This window comes from Pseudoalteromonas sp. J010 (genome assembly GCF_003934235.1).
Taxonomy (GTDB): Bacteria; Pseudomonadota; Gammaproteobacteria; order Enterobacterales; family Alteromonadaceae; genus Pseudoalteromonas; species Pseudoalteromonas peptidolytica.
In genome coordinates this window covers 1-15,339 of record NZ_RDBW01000022.1, presented here as the reverse complement: position 1 = coordinate 15,339, position 15,339 = coordinate 1, and the positions used below count along the sequence as shown (strand labels likewise).

9 protein-coding genes and 4 tRNA genes are annotated in these 15,339 nt (G+C 42.6%); 3 read left to right on the top strand and 10 right to left on the bottom strand.

The features are described from left to right. The first annotated feature begins 150 nt into the window (after window positions 1-150). A complete protein-coding gene (locus EAG18_RS13125; protein ID WP_125252836.1) occupies window positions 151-675 on the top strand; it encodes a hypothetical protein in 525 nt (174 codons plus the stop codon). 18 nt (window positions 676-693) lie between these two features. Here EAG18_RS13125 and recD read toward each other — a convergent pair whose 3' ends face one another. The 5 genes from recD to EAG18_RS13100 all read right to left on the bottom strand — a co-directional run bounded on the left by recD (window position 694) and on the right by EAG18_RS13100 (window position 11,867). Continuing rightward, window positions 694-2,583, bottom strand: a complete 1,890-nt coding sequence (gene recD, locus EAG18_RS13120) for an exodeoxyribonuclease V subunit alpha (protein WP_125252835.1) — start codon at window positions 2,581-2,583, stop codon at window positions 694-696. Next, window positions 2,580-6,116 (bottom strand): exodeoxyribonuclease V subunit beta, encoded by a 3,537-nt coding sequence (gene recB / locus EAG18_RS13115; RefSeq protein ID WP_125252834.1) that lies wholly within the window; start codon window positions 6,114-6,116, stop codon window positions 2,580-2,582. The genes recD and recB overlap by 4 nt, the downstream gene beginning before the upstream one ends. Further along, complete coding sequence (gene recC / locus EAG18_RS13110; RefSeq protein ID WP_185745598.1) at window positions 6,103-9,363, bottom strand: exodeoxyribonuclease V subunit gamma; 3,261 nt, start codon at window positions 9,361-9,363, stop codon at window positions 6,103-6,105. Before recC ends, recB begins: the two co-directional genes overlap by 14 nt. 132 nt (window positions 9,364-9,495) lie before the next feature. After that, window positions 9,496-10,521 (bottom strand): GGDEF domain-containing protein, encoded by a 1,026-nt coding sequence (locus EAG18_RS13105; protein ID WP_125252888.1) that lies wholly within the window; start codon window positions 10,519-10,521, stop codon window positions 9,496-9,498. A gap of 305 nt (window positions 10,522-10,826) precedes the next feature. After that, on the bottom strand, window positions 10,827-11,867 hold the full coding sequence (locus tag EAG18_RS13100; RefSeq protein WP_125252832.1) for an alkene reductase: 1,041 nt from the start codon (window positions 11,865-11,867) through the stop codon (window positions 10,827-10,829). 155 nt (window positions 11,868-12,022) lie between these two features. On the opposite strand from EAG18_RS13100, the gene EAG18_RS13095 reads away from it, so the two are divergent. Further along, window positions 12,023-12,607 (top strand): TetR/AcrR family transcriptional regulator, encoded by a 585-nt coding sequence (locus EAG18_RS13095; protein WP_125252831.1) that lies wholly within the window; start codon window positions 12,023-12,025, stop codon window positions 12,605-12,607. A 443-nt stretch (window positions 12,608-13,050) separates the two neighbouring features. Further along, window positions 13,051-13,221, top strand: coding sequence for a DUF2986 domain-containing protein (locus tag EAG18_RS13090; RefSeq protein WP_125252830.1), 171 nt, complete (start codon window positions 13,051-13,053; stop codon window positions 13,219-13,221). A 285-nt stretch (window positions 13,222-13,506) separates the two neighbouring features. Here the strand turns inward: EAG18_RS13090 and EAG18_RS13085 are convergent. The 5 genes from EAG18_RS13085 to EAG18_RS13065 all read right to left on the bottom strand — a co-directional run bounded on the left by EAG18_RS13085 (window position 13,507) and on the right by EAG18_RS13065 (window position 15,339). Beyond that, window positions 13,507-13,597, bottom strand: a tRNA-Ser gene (locus EAG18_RS13085). Between the two features lie 89 nt (window positions 13,598-13,686). Next, window positions 13,687-14,730 carry a quinolinate synthase NadA gene (gene nadA / locus EAG18_RS13080; RefSeq protein ID WP_125252829.1) on the bottom strand — a complete coding sequence of 348 codons (1,044 nt, stop codon included), beginning with the start codon at window positions 14,728-14,730 and terminating at the stop codon, window positions 13,687-13,689. A gap of 133 nt (window positions 14,731-14,863) precedes the next feature. After that, window positions 14,864-14,939, bottom strand: a tRNA-Lys gene (locus EAG18_RS13075). Window positions 14,940-15,034: 95 nt separating this feature from the next. Then, window positions 15,035-15,110: transfer RNA gene (locus tag EAG18_RS13070), tRNA-Lys, on the bottom strand. A 153-nt stretch (window positions 15,111-15,263) separates the two neighbouring features. Next, window positions 15,264-15,339 (bottom strand) — tRNA-Lys (locus tag EAG18_RS13065).

The following is a 15,339-nucleotide window of genomic DNA, read 5'->3' as shown; positions in this document are numbered from 1 at the left end:
CTCTAACCTTAGAACACCTCAAAAATAAAACAAGTTAATAACAAAAAATTAATAATAAAATAGATAGATTCAGATACGGCTATTTATTGTTCAATGTGGTTGCTTGTGATACCGTTAACTAAAATTGTATCTATAATAAGGATAATAATAATGACATCAGTATACTTACGTCAGTTGATAGGTGCTCTGGTTGCGACTTTTCCGTTGTTTAGTGTCGCATCTGTAGATGACAACAATCAGCAAGTGATTGAACGTATAGAAGTCATTGGCGAAAAGCCTCAATATGTCTTGAAGCTCGAAATGGAAAGTGCCAAAAAAGACTTTTATGATTTGTACAACAAGTTTGCCTCGGATGATTCATTCAAGACTAAATGTGATAAAAAGCCGCGACATGGCAGCAAAATAAAATCATTCAAATGCGAAACTCGATTCACAAAGGAAAGTTTTCACAGCCTCACCAAGCAGCACATACAGCTTAATATCCAAGACTTAAAAAACCCCGCTTATTCTTTAAAGTATCTCTCCATGCCTGATGCTTCAGATGTTCGTTCAGTCACTAACACCAAAAGAAAGGCACAAAAAGCCGACATCCTAACGCAGATCAATGAAAACCCAGAGCTAAGAGCGGCATTTGAACGATTTGCCAAAAAGTATGATGCGTATGAAAATCGCTAACTAGCCTGATGTAATGGCTCATTCCGTAAACGAGAGTCGCTCCCGAAGGCCACTACTGCGACTCACACTGCGGTTCATGCCACTGAGTAAAACCTTATATTGTGCAACTAATTCAAAGTGTTTTTTAGCTCGAGTAATACCGGTGTAAATGAGCTGCCGATTAATGCCCTGCTGAGCGCGTTGGATTGGAGGCAAGATCATCGCGGTATGGGCGAACTCCGATCCTTGAGACTTGTGTATTGTCATTACATAAACTCGGTCAAAGCTCGGTAATCTCGCAGGGTAAAAGCGCCTCACGTTACCTTGTTCATCTATAAAGGAGGCCTGTAAGTCTCCTTGCTCATCTCGCAGAATAATGCCGATATCGCCATTAAAAAGTTTCAGCTGATAATCATTTTGCGTGATCATAATCGGCATACCAACATAAAAACGACCTGTAGGCTGGATAAGTCCCATTTGAGCGAGCTTAAGTTCAATTCGGCGATTTAGTTCGTTAACGCCATATGGCCCTTCGCGTACGGCGGCGAGCAGTTGATAACTGGCAAATTCACTGTGTATATACGCTTCGCTTTGTGCACTATTAATTGCCTCAAGATAACGTTTATAATGTGCTGCTGCACGAACAATAAGCGCATTATAAGCATCGCTATTGAGCTCATGTAGTTGCAGATCAGCAAAGCCTTGCTTAATCACTGCGTCTAATTTTCGTTTATTGTTGCTATTTACCGCATATGCCAGTTGGCCAATACCGCTATTACTATCGAAACGGTGGCTTTTTTGTAAAAATGCGAGATTGTCCTCAAGCATAAATTGGGCAGGTTCATGACCGCCTTTTGGTAACGCTTGCCTACTTAAGCTGGTCAATTTAGTGCTTAGTTCATGGCTATAGTTTGGCACTTGCCCCAGCGTTAAATTCTCACATAAATCACTAAGTACATTGCCTGTATCCACCGATGCCAACTGGTCTTTATCGCCAAGTAGGATCAACCGAGCATGTTTTGGTAACGCATCCACCAGCTTTGCCATTAAAGACAAGTCAACCATAGAGGCTTCATCAACAATCAGTACATCCAAGTGTAATGGATTATCTTGATTATGACGGTAGTGCAAACTATTCGGGATCACGCCGAGCAGACGGTGAACTGTTTGCGCTTGCTCTGGAATTAATTCGGCTAAATCAGAAGGTAAGGTTAGCCTGGCTTTTGCACCAATGATAGACTCACTTAGCCTAGCCGCAGCTTTACCCGTTGGTGCGACAAGTTTAATCGTGAGAGGGGCACGTGCATACAGTGACTGCAAAATCGCTAATAGCTTAGTGACTGTGGTCGTTTTGCCAGTGCCGGGACCACCCGTGATCACACAAAAGCGCTTTACAACTGCAAGCGTACAAGCCACTTTTTGCCAGTCAAGCTCTTCTGTTCCCTGTTGCGGTGGAAAGTAGAAGTCTAACAAGCTGCTGAGTTTTTCTTCATCTAATGTAACCTGAGCTCTTGCTAGTGTCTCAAAATAACCGGCGAGTTTCGCTTCGTAATTAGCTAAACGAGCCAAATAAAGCTTACTGCCGTAAAGCCTGAGCGGTTTATCCTCACCAATAGCCGGGTGTTGCAAGCGCGCCTGTACTGTCATGGTCGTATTTATAAAAGGTGACAATGCTTGGCTGGCATCTTCAACAAGATAGTTCAGCTCAAACGGGTCTTGCCAATTAATCTCTTCGAGCGCTAAACAACTATGCTGGCGTGAGTGCGCAATTAACAACAACAAAAAGACATATAAATAATCATCTAGGCGCTGTTCATTTAATAACTTAGCCAGCGCTAAGTCGGCTTTTCCTATACGTTTATGCTCTACTAATAGAGAGATAAAACTATCATGGTCAAAGGCATCAAAGTCCATACTTAATTGACTCATACCGACTCCTCAAACAACGCATCCAATTGTAAAACTTGCTCTACACTCAATTGATTAAAGAAAATACCTTGGTTATCTGGAAGCGCGCGCAAAAACAGATAATAGTTCCCACCTAGATGCTGCTGCACTTGGTAGTCAGGTAGGCGTTGCTTTAATAATCGATGCAGCGCAACGGTATAAATCATATATTGTAGATGGTATTGATGAGAGGACATCGCCGCACTTAAGTTATCATGTTGATAATCGTCTGAACTATCACCTAAATAGTTCGATTTATAATCGAGAATAAAGAATTGCCCTTGCCATTGAAATATCAAATCAATAAAGCCTTTTAGCGTACCTTTTACATCATCAAAGTTTAAAAATGACTTTTGCCCGGTAATATCACTCAAGATCTTGTTAAGTTTCATGGCACTGAGAGGCTTTAAAGGCAAATAGAATTCCATTTCAACGATACAATGTTCTGGTTTAAGCTGAGCAAGTTGTAGTTCAGTATGAGGAAGTAGTGGCGTAGCTAAGCTACTAGCTATCCACTGCTCTGTAGGAGTTTGCCAGTCACCGGCAATACCATATTTGTCCAACGATTTGGCTACCGCCTCTGTGAGCGTGAGTTTGTCGTCCCCTTGTGGCACATGCGGTGCTGTAAAATCAATCAGCTCAAAAATTTCGTGCAAGCAGCTTCCAGGTTTTGCCCCTTTTGGAAAAGTATAGGCATTCTTTTCCCTTTCTTGGCGCTGCTCGGGTAAATCGAGTAAATGGTTTTCATCTACTGCGCCAGCGGGTTTATCACCATGGTGGGTATGATAACTAAGCTGACTAAAGCTGGTAGTACGCCAGTGCCTTTCTATGTTACCGGTAAATACTTTGGCAGTCAGTCGCGATGGCGCTTCATTTGCCGAGGTGGTAATAATTTGATTGGGGTATTGCGCTTGCTCTACCAAAGTGAAGGCCATTGCTGTGTGTGTATCACAAAGCTGTGATAATTCTCTTTGCCATTCATTTTCCGTATCAAACGTCTGCGCGCCAAATAACACAAAGCCCAGCGCAGTTTTATGAAGCGCCGATTTTTTACTTCTGCCTTGCTGTATGTCGTATAGACCCAATTCACAGTAATGCACTGCTCGGGTGAGCGCAACGTAGAGTAAACGAATATCCTCAGCTAAGCGCTCTTGTTCAGCACTTTCTTTCGCTTCCTCACCCGCATCAAGGTCAACAACGAGTTTTCCTTCTTGATGGTACACACAGGTATCTGATTCTCGATAGCCCAGCGCAAACGGCATAAAAACAAGAGGATATTCTAGCCCTTTTGAAGCGTGCATCGTCACTATCTTGACTAAGTTAGCATCGCTCTCTAGTCGAATTTGACTGCTATCACTTTGCGCATTATTCAATTGTGATAAGAACCAGCGTAACACTCGACCGCTGCCATCCAACTCCAGCTGCTTATGCTGTAACAGCTCTGCCAAGTGGCGAAAGTCTGTGAGCCAACGCTCAACTTCAATCCCCTTTTGCCGCCAAACAACAGGAAGCTCACATACGCAAAGCAGGTGCTCTAACATCGCCATCGCACCAGAGCGATACCACAACTGAGTTAACTCACTAAATAGCTGCAAATAATGCTGCCACTCTTGTTCGTTAAATTGCAATTCAAATAATGCACGATGCTCAAGGTTAAACAAAGGCCCAGCAAGCACACCTCTAAGGGCAGCCTCATCATAGCTACCATGCAGCACTTCTAATAACTGATACAAGGCAATAGCTAACGGCTGGCTAAACACACTATCTCTGGCAAGATAAACACTGGCAACACCACGCTGGTTTAAAGCACGTTTCATTAAACTGGCTTCAATACGGTCACGTACCAAAATACAAATATCGGCAGGTACCACTGGCTCTTCACCAATTTTAGCAAGCCCTGCTTGTCCTTTTTCTATCAAGGCTGCCACTTTCGCAGCAAACGCTTGGCTCAACCCCGCTTGTGCTGCGCTTTTATTGAGAGCTTCATCGCCATTGGGCAGTGCACTAAAACACAAGGCGGTGTGTTTTTCACCGTTAATGGTAAAGCGTGCATCCTGCGCTTTGCCTTTAGCACTGACTTCAATAAAAGGAATGTCTTGGTTATAGATAAAGCTGTTTGGGTGACGCGTGAAAATAGTGTTTACCGCAGCCACCACATCACTGTCAGAGCGATAATTAGTGGCTAGCGTAAATTGGTTGTGACTTGCAATCCCTTTTTTAGCGCCAATGTAGGTGAAAATATCTGCCCCTCGAAAACCATAAATTGCTTGCTTTGGATCGCCAATCATTGTCAGAGCGGTCTGCTCACGCTTGTAAATTTCTCTAAAAATACCGTACTGCACAGGATCGGTGTCTTGGAACTCATCGATCATAGCAACAGGATATTGCTGCGCTATCTTCTCACCTAGAGCTTCACCGCTATCACCTAGCAATGCTTGATGTAACTGTTTCAATAAATCGTCAGGAGAAATTAGTCCATATTCTTCTTTGTGTGCACGTAGCAATGCACTAACCTCAGTTACTGCTTGGCGCACCAAGGCAATATTGAGGCCACTACTCACTAAATGATGTAATTCAGCTAAGGTATCAAAATGGCGAATGAGTTCATGCTGCAAAGGTGTAGTATTCTTTTTATACTGTTTAGGATCAGCTAAGCTTTCGCTGCCCCACAAACCAAAGGAGTGATTGCTAGAACCAAACTCAAACCACCACTGTTCACTATTTACATAGTCTTCAAGGGCTTGTAAATTTGCCTTTCGGCCAGGCGCACGATTACCTGCCAAACCTGCATTTTTAAGTACGTTAAGATAATCCGCTTTGACTATCTCGGCCTTTAGCCAAAGTGCTAGCGTTTGGTACTTTTCGCGCGCGGCAAACACCGCATCTAACGACATCGCAGGTTTAATATCAGCGTTTTCTTTACTAAGTAGCGGCTTGACTTGCTTGGCAAGTGCATAAGGCGTAGCAAATTGCTCCACCACCGCTTGGGTCTTTTCTTCGTCTAGAGGGTAAACAAAACGCCGCCAATGATCTGCCATTGCAGCTTCAATAAGTTCACTTTCATCAAGAATAAACTCTAGGTTAAATGACACTTTAGATTCAAAAGCATGTTGCTTTAACATTCTTTGACAAAAGCCGTGAATGGTGAAAATCGCTGCTTCATCCATTGATTTAGCCGCCGCATCGAGTAGATCAAAAGCCCGCTTTTTATCTGTAACTTGAGCTAAAATTGCGGCTATCAAATCATCGTTAACTGTTTCACCAAGCAATACATCTCTGGCCTGGATGATACGTTTGCGCACTCTGTCTTTGATCTCTTGCGTCGCGGCTTCAGTGAAAGTAACCACAAGAATTTGTTCAACACTTAATGGAGTGGTTTGCTCACCCGGTGTTCGCAAACCAAGTAAGTAGCGCAGATAAAGGCCCGTGATAGTATAAGTCTTTCCTGTGCCGGCACTGGCTTCAATAAGGTTTAACCCGCTCAGCTGCATAGTGACGGGATTAAGCATTTCCATGAGCCACCTCCGTTGCAGTCTTTAATATCGGCTCAAGTAGAGCGAGGCTTCGTTCACAAAAGCGCAACTCATGAGTAGAGAGATCATTAAAGCAAAGCTGCACATAGGGATCCTCCCCCTCGCCACGACCAATATATTGCGGCTTAAATTTACTCGCTGCTTTTTTGAGGTCTTGTGTTTTGGCAAACTCCATGCTGGTATTTGCAAAAAAAGGAACTGGTTCGCTGAGCGCTTGTTTATAAAACGCTAGCCACTGTTGTAGGTATTCAAGTGATTGCTGCTGTCCCAACACAGCAAATTTAATGCTCTGATCTAGACCCACAATATAAGTCGTCACTTCCTGCCCTATCGCACAAGCAGCACAGTGGTTTAGAAAGCCCTTAATCAAATCTTTAGCCTTAATACTGGCGCTGCGGTAATACACTTGGCGATTTTCATATAAACTATCGAGCCATCCCACTATAATATGACTATCGAGGTGCAACTTGAGCTCAATGGGCTCTTTAGCTTCGCAGAGTAAAGGAGTCAGTACTCTTGTCATAGGCTCAATACGCATCAAAAGCCCATCTAACTGAAGTTTACCTATGTTCGCTTGTGGTAATGACCCCCGCTGCAAAATTTGCTCAATATTGAGAGGCTTTTGTCGCAGTTGTGCTTCAAGAACTTCATCCAGATATTGATAGCGCTCCAAGGCATTTAATGCAAATGGTTCCTCGTCTGGAGCAAGTGCCTCTATGGGCTTTAGTTTTACACCAAGAGATTGCTGATAAAATAACTTTTGTGGTTCGCAGACTCCGCGTAGCAAATCACTAAACTCAATTTCGGTATCCAGCGGTACCTCAAGCGGCGCGTCCTCAGCCTTATTTTCAATCGCTGTATGTTGCCATAACCAGGTTTTATTATAACTTTGCAGCGAACCGGCTTTAAAATGTTCGGGATTGAATGGTTGCAATGGCAGCTGTTGCGTTAATCTCGATACGACAGGCTGCTCAGGCGTATCCTCAAAATAAAAGCTACGCGCCAGATACTCAGCCAATTCACTGACCAATACTGAGGGCACTTGCACTTCATTATTGAAGCATGACCGACCGATATAACTGATATAGAGATTTTCTCTGGCACTTAGTAGCGCCTCCAAAAATAGATATCTGTCATCTAACTTTCGCGAGCGGTCACCTTTTCTTCGTGTTGAATGAGCAACTAAATCAAAGCCTATGGGCTGCACCGTGCGGGGATAGTCCGCATCATTTAAGCCAAGCATGCAAACCACTTTAAATGGAATTGCCCGCATCGGCATCAGTGTACAAAAATTAATAGCGCCAGCTAAAAAGCGTTGTCCTACTCCCTTCTCTTTTACACCTTGTTTGACCAAATAAGCCAATATCTTTGCCGACACAGGCTCTTGAATATCACCATTCTCATAATGCTTTTCAATATTTTCGATGATCTGTTCAAGCTTGAGCAAATCCCAACTCTGCTCTGACTCAGCAAAATAAAATAGTGCCATTGCTTGACGCAAAATGGTGGCAAAATGCGCTAACGTTTGTTCCTTACTTAGGGCTTGCTTCAACCATATCAAAGCATCAATAAAACCGATCAGCTTGTTTAGCACAGCCACCGACATGCCTTCAACTTCATCAGCTGGGTAAATTGATGCAAACGAGGTAAGCTCGTCGTTAGTCGCAACACCTAAAAGCAATCTGTTTAGACCGTGTTGCCATGTGTTTAGCGATATTTTAGGCAGCCCATACTCATTCTTATGCTGCTCGTTCAAGCCCCACTTTACGTTCACCTGCTCAAGCCAATAGCGGATCAGGTCAAATTCATGTGCTTCAAGATCGAACTGCTCCGCAATCGGTGCCACCCCCAACAAATCTAAAATGTCAGACACACAAAAGCGATTATGAGGTAGGTCGGTTAAAGTAACAAAGGATGTAAGTATAGGTCGCTCTTGTTCAATCGCTAAATCCGAGATCGCGTATGGAATGCGAATTGCTTCATCCGTACTATCAAAAACAGCTTTAATGAAGGGTGAGTAGGCACCAACATCAGGCATCATTACGATTACATCTTTGGGGGTAAGTGTTGGATGTTGCTCAAAAAGATTCAGTAAATAATCATGTAACCGTTCCACTTCACGCAGTGGAGTATGGCAATCTTGAAATACTAAAGTGCGGTCATGCGCTGGAATTGGTAATTTGCCTTCTTCAGAGACAAACCAGTTTGGATCGGCAGTTAATGATTCACCCTTAAATGCCAATTGGTAAATTTCTCGCTGTACCAGACCCAACAGATGATCGTTAAATTCACTATCAAAGCCATCAATCCAACTCGCGTCTAACTGTAGTAGCTGTTCAAAGTAATCTCGCCCCAGTTTCCCCCACGACGACAATAGCGGATTACCAATGTAATAATACTCACCATCTTTCGCTTCAAGCTCAGGCATTTTGGCATATTTTGCTGCAACTTTGGCCTGTGTTTTTTCATCAACCAAATCCCCCCAATAATGTTCACTGGGATTGAAAAAAAACAAAAATACATTGGTTTTCTTACCAAGCGCTTGGAAGATCTCTAGCTGGCTTGTCGCAATGGCCGACAGTCCAAAAATACAGATCCGCTCTGGAAGTTGCTCTGCTTCAGCGTGATCCAATGCCTGTAACAATTGCTCATGCATGTTAGCGCGATGATATGGGCTTTGCTCAAGCTTAGTCACGTGATTTACCAAGCGCCGCCAAAGATCTGGCTGCCAAGGTGCAATAGCAGCCACATCAACATCTAGGAGACTATCGTGACCTTGTTCCCAAAGTTCTATCCACTCAGGTCTGTACATCAAATATTGGTCAAATACGTCAGCAATTTTTTCACATAACGCAAATAGTTTGATTCCTGAAGGGTCTTCTCCCAAATAGCGCTTTAGCGCAACGTAATTTGGGTTGTCAATGCAAGTAGGTAATATCGTAAAAAGCTTCCAAGCCATGTTACCTTTGTTAAACGCGGACTCACTTGGCACATCGTCGATAAAACGTTGATATAACTTCCAAATAAAACTGGAGGGTAAAGGAAAATCTACTTGTGCGCTGATCCCCAAGTGCTGACTCATACCAAGTTTTAACCACTCGGACATACCTGGGGACTGTACCAATACCGTTTCTTTGGCAAAAGGATTGGTAAGCGGAGCGGATTTTATCAACGTGCAGAGTTGCGCCTGCAAGATTTCCATTCTGTTTGATTGAATGATGTGTAACATGTTGTCTGCCATGCAGTTTAACGCTAGGTTAAGTGTATCTGAATCTCCCTGTGAGCGGTAGTAATAGCACCTTTTAGGCTGTTAGGTGCATATAAAAACGACATACTCAGTGCTTTATACTAATAAGAGTCACTAGAACAGATCAATATCCGTGTTACCTTCTGGTATTTCTATTTTATGCTCTGAAAGAAGTGCTTCATAAAAACATAGCATGTCACGCCCATTTTCTTTAGCGTAATATAATGCTTTATCCGCATTTTCTAAGACCGTAATAGGAAAGTCATAAGGGCTTATTCGAGACATGCCAACGCTTACTGTTAGCTTTTTCACGAACGGAAAATGTGTACTTCTGACAAGATCCATAAACTCGTCCATTTTCGCTTTTATCGAGTCATAATCGGTCGGTTCAAATACCAGCACAAACTCTTCACCGCCGAAACGAAAAAGTAAATCAGTAGAGCGAAAAAACTGGCGCATACGCTGAGCAAGCAAAAGCAAGACTTCATCTCCGCATACATGACCGTAGTTATCGTTCACTTTTTTAAAGTGGTCAATGTCCATTATCGCAAGCCAAGATGTCGCCCCTTTATGAATTGAGCGCACGTCACCATGCCATACGGTTTTATGCTGCTTTATAACTTGCTTTTCAATGAGCTGCTTTAAGCGCTTTTCAAAGGTTTGACGATTGAGTAGACCTGTCAGCTTGTCTCTCTCGTTTTCATGAAGAATAGTGAGGTAGTTTTCGAAAATACGGCAAAACGCATTCAATAGAACCTGATCAGAACTCGACAGACCGTTACTCACTACGGCAATGGCACCGACGGGCTTATCGAGCAGACTAATAGGCACCCAGCGACGCTCGGTACCGTCCTTTGCCTGCACTGTGATAATACATGCTGACTGCAAACAAGAAATAAGCTCTTTATCAGGCTCTTTTATCAAGCTTCTTTCTTCCCAATCAAACTCTTTATCAGAGAGCTTTCTCAGCAATAAGCTTCTTTCTATTGTTATCTCACCAGGTACAAGTAGGTCTTTAAAAACAGCGACCTCTTCACACCCTATAAACTCTTGAATGGTTGATACCAAGCTATATTCGAGAGAATCAACATCTCGCGTTTTTGTGATTTTGATAACTGAATTAAGTAAATCTTCTTGCATGTTTGACGCACTCACAACTACTCTGCTTGCGTATTATTACATAACTGGTGAACAAATAAACCGAAAAATACGCCTTTATTCGTACCAATGTTAATAATAAAGCTCTAAGCAGTTGAATAATGATTAGCAAAATATTGAGTTAATAGCCTACCTCACTCAAAAAAACAGAGCACCTATATTTAACACCATAAGTGATAGCATGTCGGATATGCGTTAAGCTTATGCCACAAATAAAAAAATGCCAAACGTAAGGGTTCGGCATTTTTAGAGTTGATTCCTTTTTATTGACGAAAATCGTCGCCTCTTTATTCTAGTGACGCCAACATAGACTCGTTATATTCCACGAGTACTTCTCCTGCTCTTATCTTTTCAACATAGTCTCCATTTGCAATAAAAGGTCGGCCAATTGCTAACAAGTCAAATTGGTCGTTTTCAATTGCTTTAGCACCAGTTTCCGCTGTATAACTGCCGACTCCTACAAGAGTTCCATCGTATACTTTGCGTAAATAAGCAGATGCACGTCCGTCTAAATAGTCAAACTCCATAGCGTCATCAAAAATACCAAGATGTAAATAAGCAAGATTACGAGCGTTCAATTCGGTGATTAAGTAATCGAAAACGGCTCTGTCTCTTTTATCGCCCTCCATATTAAAGTAGGCACCAGGTGACACTCGTAAAGCAACTCTGTGCGAACCAATGCGCTCAATCACAGCATCTGTTACTTCCAGTGCAAAACGGCTCATATTTGCTGGTGTTTCACCGTACTCATCTGAGCGCTGGTTTGCTGCATAGTGTAGAAACTGATCAATCAAATACCCATTAGCACCATGGATTTCAACGCCATCAAAACCTGCTTCAATGGCATTCTCTGCCGCCTTTGCATAGTCATCAACTAACTGCTTAATGTCTGCTTTTGTTGCCGCTTTTGGAGTTTGATAAGTCAGCTCACGCATTCTAGGAACAGAGCCTTCAATACCAATTGCAGAAGGGGCTAGTACTTCTCCATCAAAAAAATGCGGATGCGCAACGCGCCCCACATGCCATAACTGTGCAAACATTTTACCCCCTTCAGCATGCACAGCATCTGTTACTTTTTTCCAGCCCGCAATTTGCGCTTGAGTGAACAGCCCTGGAGTATTCGGGTAACCTTGGCCATCAGGGCGAATAATCGTCGCTTCGCTAATGATCAAACCAGCTCCTGCACGCTTGGCGTAATATTTCACCATATCGGCTGTTGGCACGAGTTCATCATCAGCCATACAACGCGTTAGAGGTGCCATTAAAATGCGATTGTTCAATGTGATGCTGTCGTTGAGAGTTAGCGTCTCAAAAAGTACTTGGGTCATTTGGGGATCTCCTTTTTTGAATATACATTCAAGATATGTATTCTTGAATCATTATTCAAGTAATTTCCTTTCTTTTATTTTTATTGCTACCATCAAACCCAATGACATTTGTTATAATGGCGGCGGAATTTGTAGTTGATAGTCATAGGTATGCAATGAGAACAGCAGAGTTTAATAGAGAATCCGTATTAAGAAATGCAATGCAAGCATTTATGACATACGGTTACAACAAAACCAGTATGCCCAAACTGACTGAAGTCACTGGGCTACACCCTGGCTCTATTTACTGTGCATTTAAAAACAAAAAGGGGTTGTTACTTGCTGCAATAGAACAATATCAGGCAGATAGACGAGCGCATTATCAGCAACTATTTGAAAACAGTACAAGCCTTCGCTGTGCACTTGAGCGTTTTTTGCAAGATCTAACCAATGAGTGTGTTGGCGACGAGTCAAAAAAAGTGTGCTTATTGACTAAAACGCTCAATGAAATTGGTGAACAGGATAAAGAGATCCAAAGTGCACTAAGCACCCACTTGCAACAGTTTGAATCGTTGATAAAACAGCAGTTTTTGACTCCATGGCCTGATAGCGAAGTCATGAGTGAGGAAGCTGCAACGAACAAAGCACGATTTTTTATTATGTGTGTTTACGGTATTCGAACATACTCTGCAACCCAGTGTAACAGCGCTGAATTGCAAGCTCTCGCTGATCAAACCTTAGCCGCTTCCCTTACCCCTTGATAAGTAGACCAAGCTGAAGCACCACCGTGCCAATATCCATTATCAGCAATTTGACTAAAGGCTCTGTATAATACGATTTTTATACTAGTTATCTTTGTTACGCTGTCTATTTTGAAGGCGAGAAGACCTTGCCGCTAACTCCGCCCCCCCTGCTGACGCTGAGCTCACTATACCCATGTGGGCAGAAAAAACTTCTTATTTACTTGTTGTAAATAAGAAGTTTTTAACGCTGTTAGCGTCAGATTTACGCCTTCAAATTGAGCAATTATTAAAATTAATTGGTGCTAGTCACTATTTGCTAATATTAAGCGGGAAATTTTGTCACCTCTCCTTTTAATAGTATTAATTATCCACAGCACTGATAAGAGTGGCATTACATTTACCATTGTTGAACCGATTTACTCTGAGGTAAAATAGTCTTTCATTTACCATGAGCTTCGAACATGAATCGCAAAAAGAAAATTTACGAAACACTAAAGAAAAAAGACAAGCGTGCAAATGCTAAACTTCATAAAAGCAATAAGCCACGCTACATCTCAAAAGCTGAACGTGAGAAAATTGCAGCCCAACAAGATGCCAATGAAGCATCAAATAGTGACGAGGGCGAGCATTAATTGCTCCAGTTTTATATCAGTTGGTCTAACAGATTATGCTAACGCTCCGAGAGCCGGAGTATTAAACACACAGCTTTTCCAAAATACCTTTGTTCGGTGCCTGTAATACCAATTTTCTTAATTAAGTGGTCTATTTTGAGGCGAGAAAACCTTGTCAAGTCGACATGCAGGAGCACGCATTGAATTTGAGAAAGTGTTATCGTTGGTGATTAAAACTCAGTTTTAAACTTTTGCGACTAAAAAAGAGGGTAAGTGATATAAGTGATTGGTTCTAATCAGGAAGAATGGCGGAGAGAGAGGGATTCGAACCCTCGATACGCTACAAACGTATACACGAGTTCCAGTCGTGCGCCTTCAGCCACTCAGCCATCTCTCCGCACTGAATTGCGGGGCTAATACTATGAAAAGCCTCGCACTTTATCAAGTAGTTTTTTACTTTTTGAATTTATCTGGCTATAAATCCAACTACTTTGGTATTGAAGCTGAAAAATCTAGCATACGATTTAACGAACGTAGCGCACCTTCACGCAGTTCCATATCAACAAAGACTTCTTTTCCTTTTGGACTGATAAGTGCTTCTTCAATTGCTTGTAAGCCGTTCATTGCCATCCACGGACAGTGTGCACAGCTACGGCACGTTGCACCTTCACCAGCGGTGGGCGCTTCGAAGAACTCTTTCTCTGGGCAAAGCTGCTGCATCTTGTAGAAGATGCCGCGGTCTGTCGCTACGATAAATTTTTGATTCGGCATTTCTTGTGCCGCTTTAATTAACTGGCTTGTCGAGCCTACTGCATCTGCTAAATCTACAATTTCCGCAGGTGACTCAGGATGAACAAGCACAGCAGCATCCGGATGAAGCTGTTTCATGTCTCTTAGCGCTTTAGTTTTGAACTCGTCATGAACAATACAAGCGCCATTCCACATAATCATGTCCGCACCGGTTTTCTTTTGGATATAAGAGCCTAAGTGCTTATCTGGTCCCCAAATGATTTTCTCGCCTTGTTCGTCAAGGTGCTCAACAATTTCAAGTGCACAAGAGGACGTTACGATCCAATCAGCTCTTGCTTTTACTGCAGTTGAAGTGTTTGCGTAAACAACGACTTTTCTATCTGGGTGCTGATCGCAAAATGCTGAAAATTCGTCAATTGGACAACCGACATCTAACGAGCAAGTTGCATCAAGTGTTGGCATAACAACTGTTTTGTGCGGCGTTAAGATCTTTGCTGTCTCGCCCATAAAACGAACACCGGCAACAATGATCATATCCTTGTCTTCTTGCTTAGCACCAAAGCGTGCCATTTCTAAAGAGTCGGCCACACAGCCACCAGTTTCTTCGGCAAGTGCTTGGATCTCAGGATCTGTATAATAATGGGCAACGAGTACCGCATTTTTTTCAACTAACAGCGCTTTGATACGCGCTTTATACTCTGCTTTTTCTTCGACGGTAAGAGGGGCAGGTTTTGGTGGGAAGATATAATCTTCCGGCATAATACGTTCAGCTAGACTCATTTCTCAACCACTAGTCCACATTGCATAATTAGATGGAATTATACGAAAAATAGCGTATGAATCCTAGCGATTGTTTAGCTCAAAGTGACGAGTTTAAGGAAGTAATTTGAATAATATATGAAGCTTGTGAGGATGGTGGGTCATGATGGACTCGAACCATCGACCAATGGATTAAAAGTCCACTGCTCTACCAACTGAGCTAATGACCCGCTCAAGCATTTAAAATGCGAATGATGCTTTTTAAGAAAAGGTTTAACTCACCTTCCTGATTTACACTAAAAGATAAGTTTTTAAGCTTATAACGTGGTGGGTCATGATGGACTCGAACCATCGACCAATGGATTAAAAGTCCACTGCTCTACCAACTGAGCTAATGACCCGCTCAARCATWAAAAGTGYCATTAATTCRTCCTGAARGWGKGTTCCRRCTCGYCGTCCTGACTCGYGTTYAAAAGCTGCRAAGCGAWGCTTCGGTCTTTTTCACCCAACTGAGCTAATGACCYGCTCARAYRTGAATTCTAAARCTTATAAMRTGGTGGGTCATGATGGACTCGAACCATCGACCAATGGATTAAAAGTCCACTGCTCTACCAACTGAGCTAATGACCC

Coding starts and splice junctions, on each gene's coding strand:
- recB (WP_125252834.1), bottom strand. CDS start 6,116: ATGGAAATGCTTAATCCCGTCACTATGCAGCTGAGCGGGTTAAACCTT.
- EAG18_RS13125 (WP_125252836.1), top strand. CDS start 151: ATGACATCAGTATACTTACGTCAGTTGATAGGTGCTCTGGTTGCGACT.
- EAG18_RS13105 (WP_125252888.1), bottom strand. CDS start 10,521: ATGCAAGAAGATTTACTTAATTCAGTTATCAAAATCACAAAAACGCGA.
- EAG18_RS13090 (WP_125252830.1), top strand. CDS start 13,051: ATGAATCGCAAAAAGAAAATTTACGAAACACTAAAGAAAAAAGACAAG.
- EAG18_RS13100 (WP_125252832.1), bottom strand. CDS start 11,867: ATGACCCAAGTACTTTTTGAGACGCTAACTCTCAACGACAGCATCACA.
- nadA (WP_125252829.1), bottom strand. CDS start 14,730: ATGAGTCTAGCTGAACGTATTATGCCGGAAGATTATATCTTCCCACCA.
- recC (WP_185745598.1), bottom strand. CDS start 9,363: ATGTTACACATCATTCAATCAAACAGAATGGAAATCTTGCAGGCGCAA.
- recD (WP_125252835.1), bottom strand. CDS start 2,583: ATGAGTCAATTAAGTATGGACTTTGATGCCTTTGACCATGATAGTTTT.
- EAG18_RS13095 (WP_125252831.1), top strand. CDS start 12,023: ATGAGAACAGCAGAGTTTAATAGAGAATCCGTATTAAGAAATGCAATG.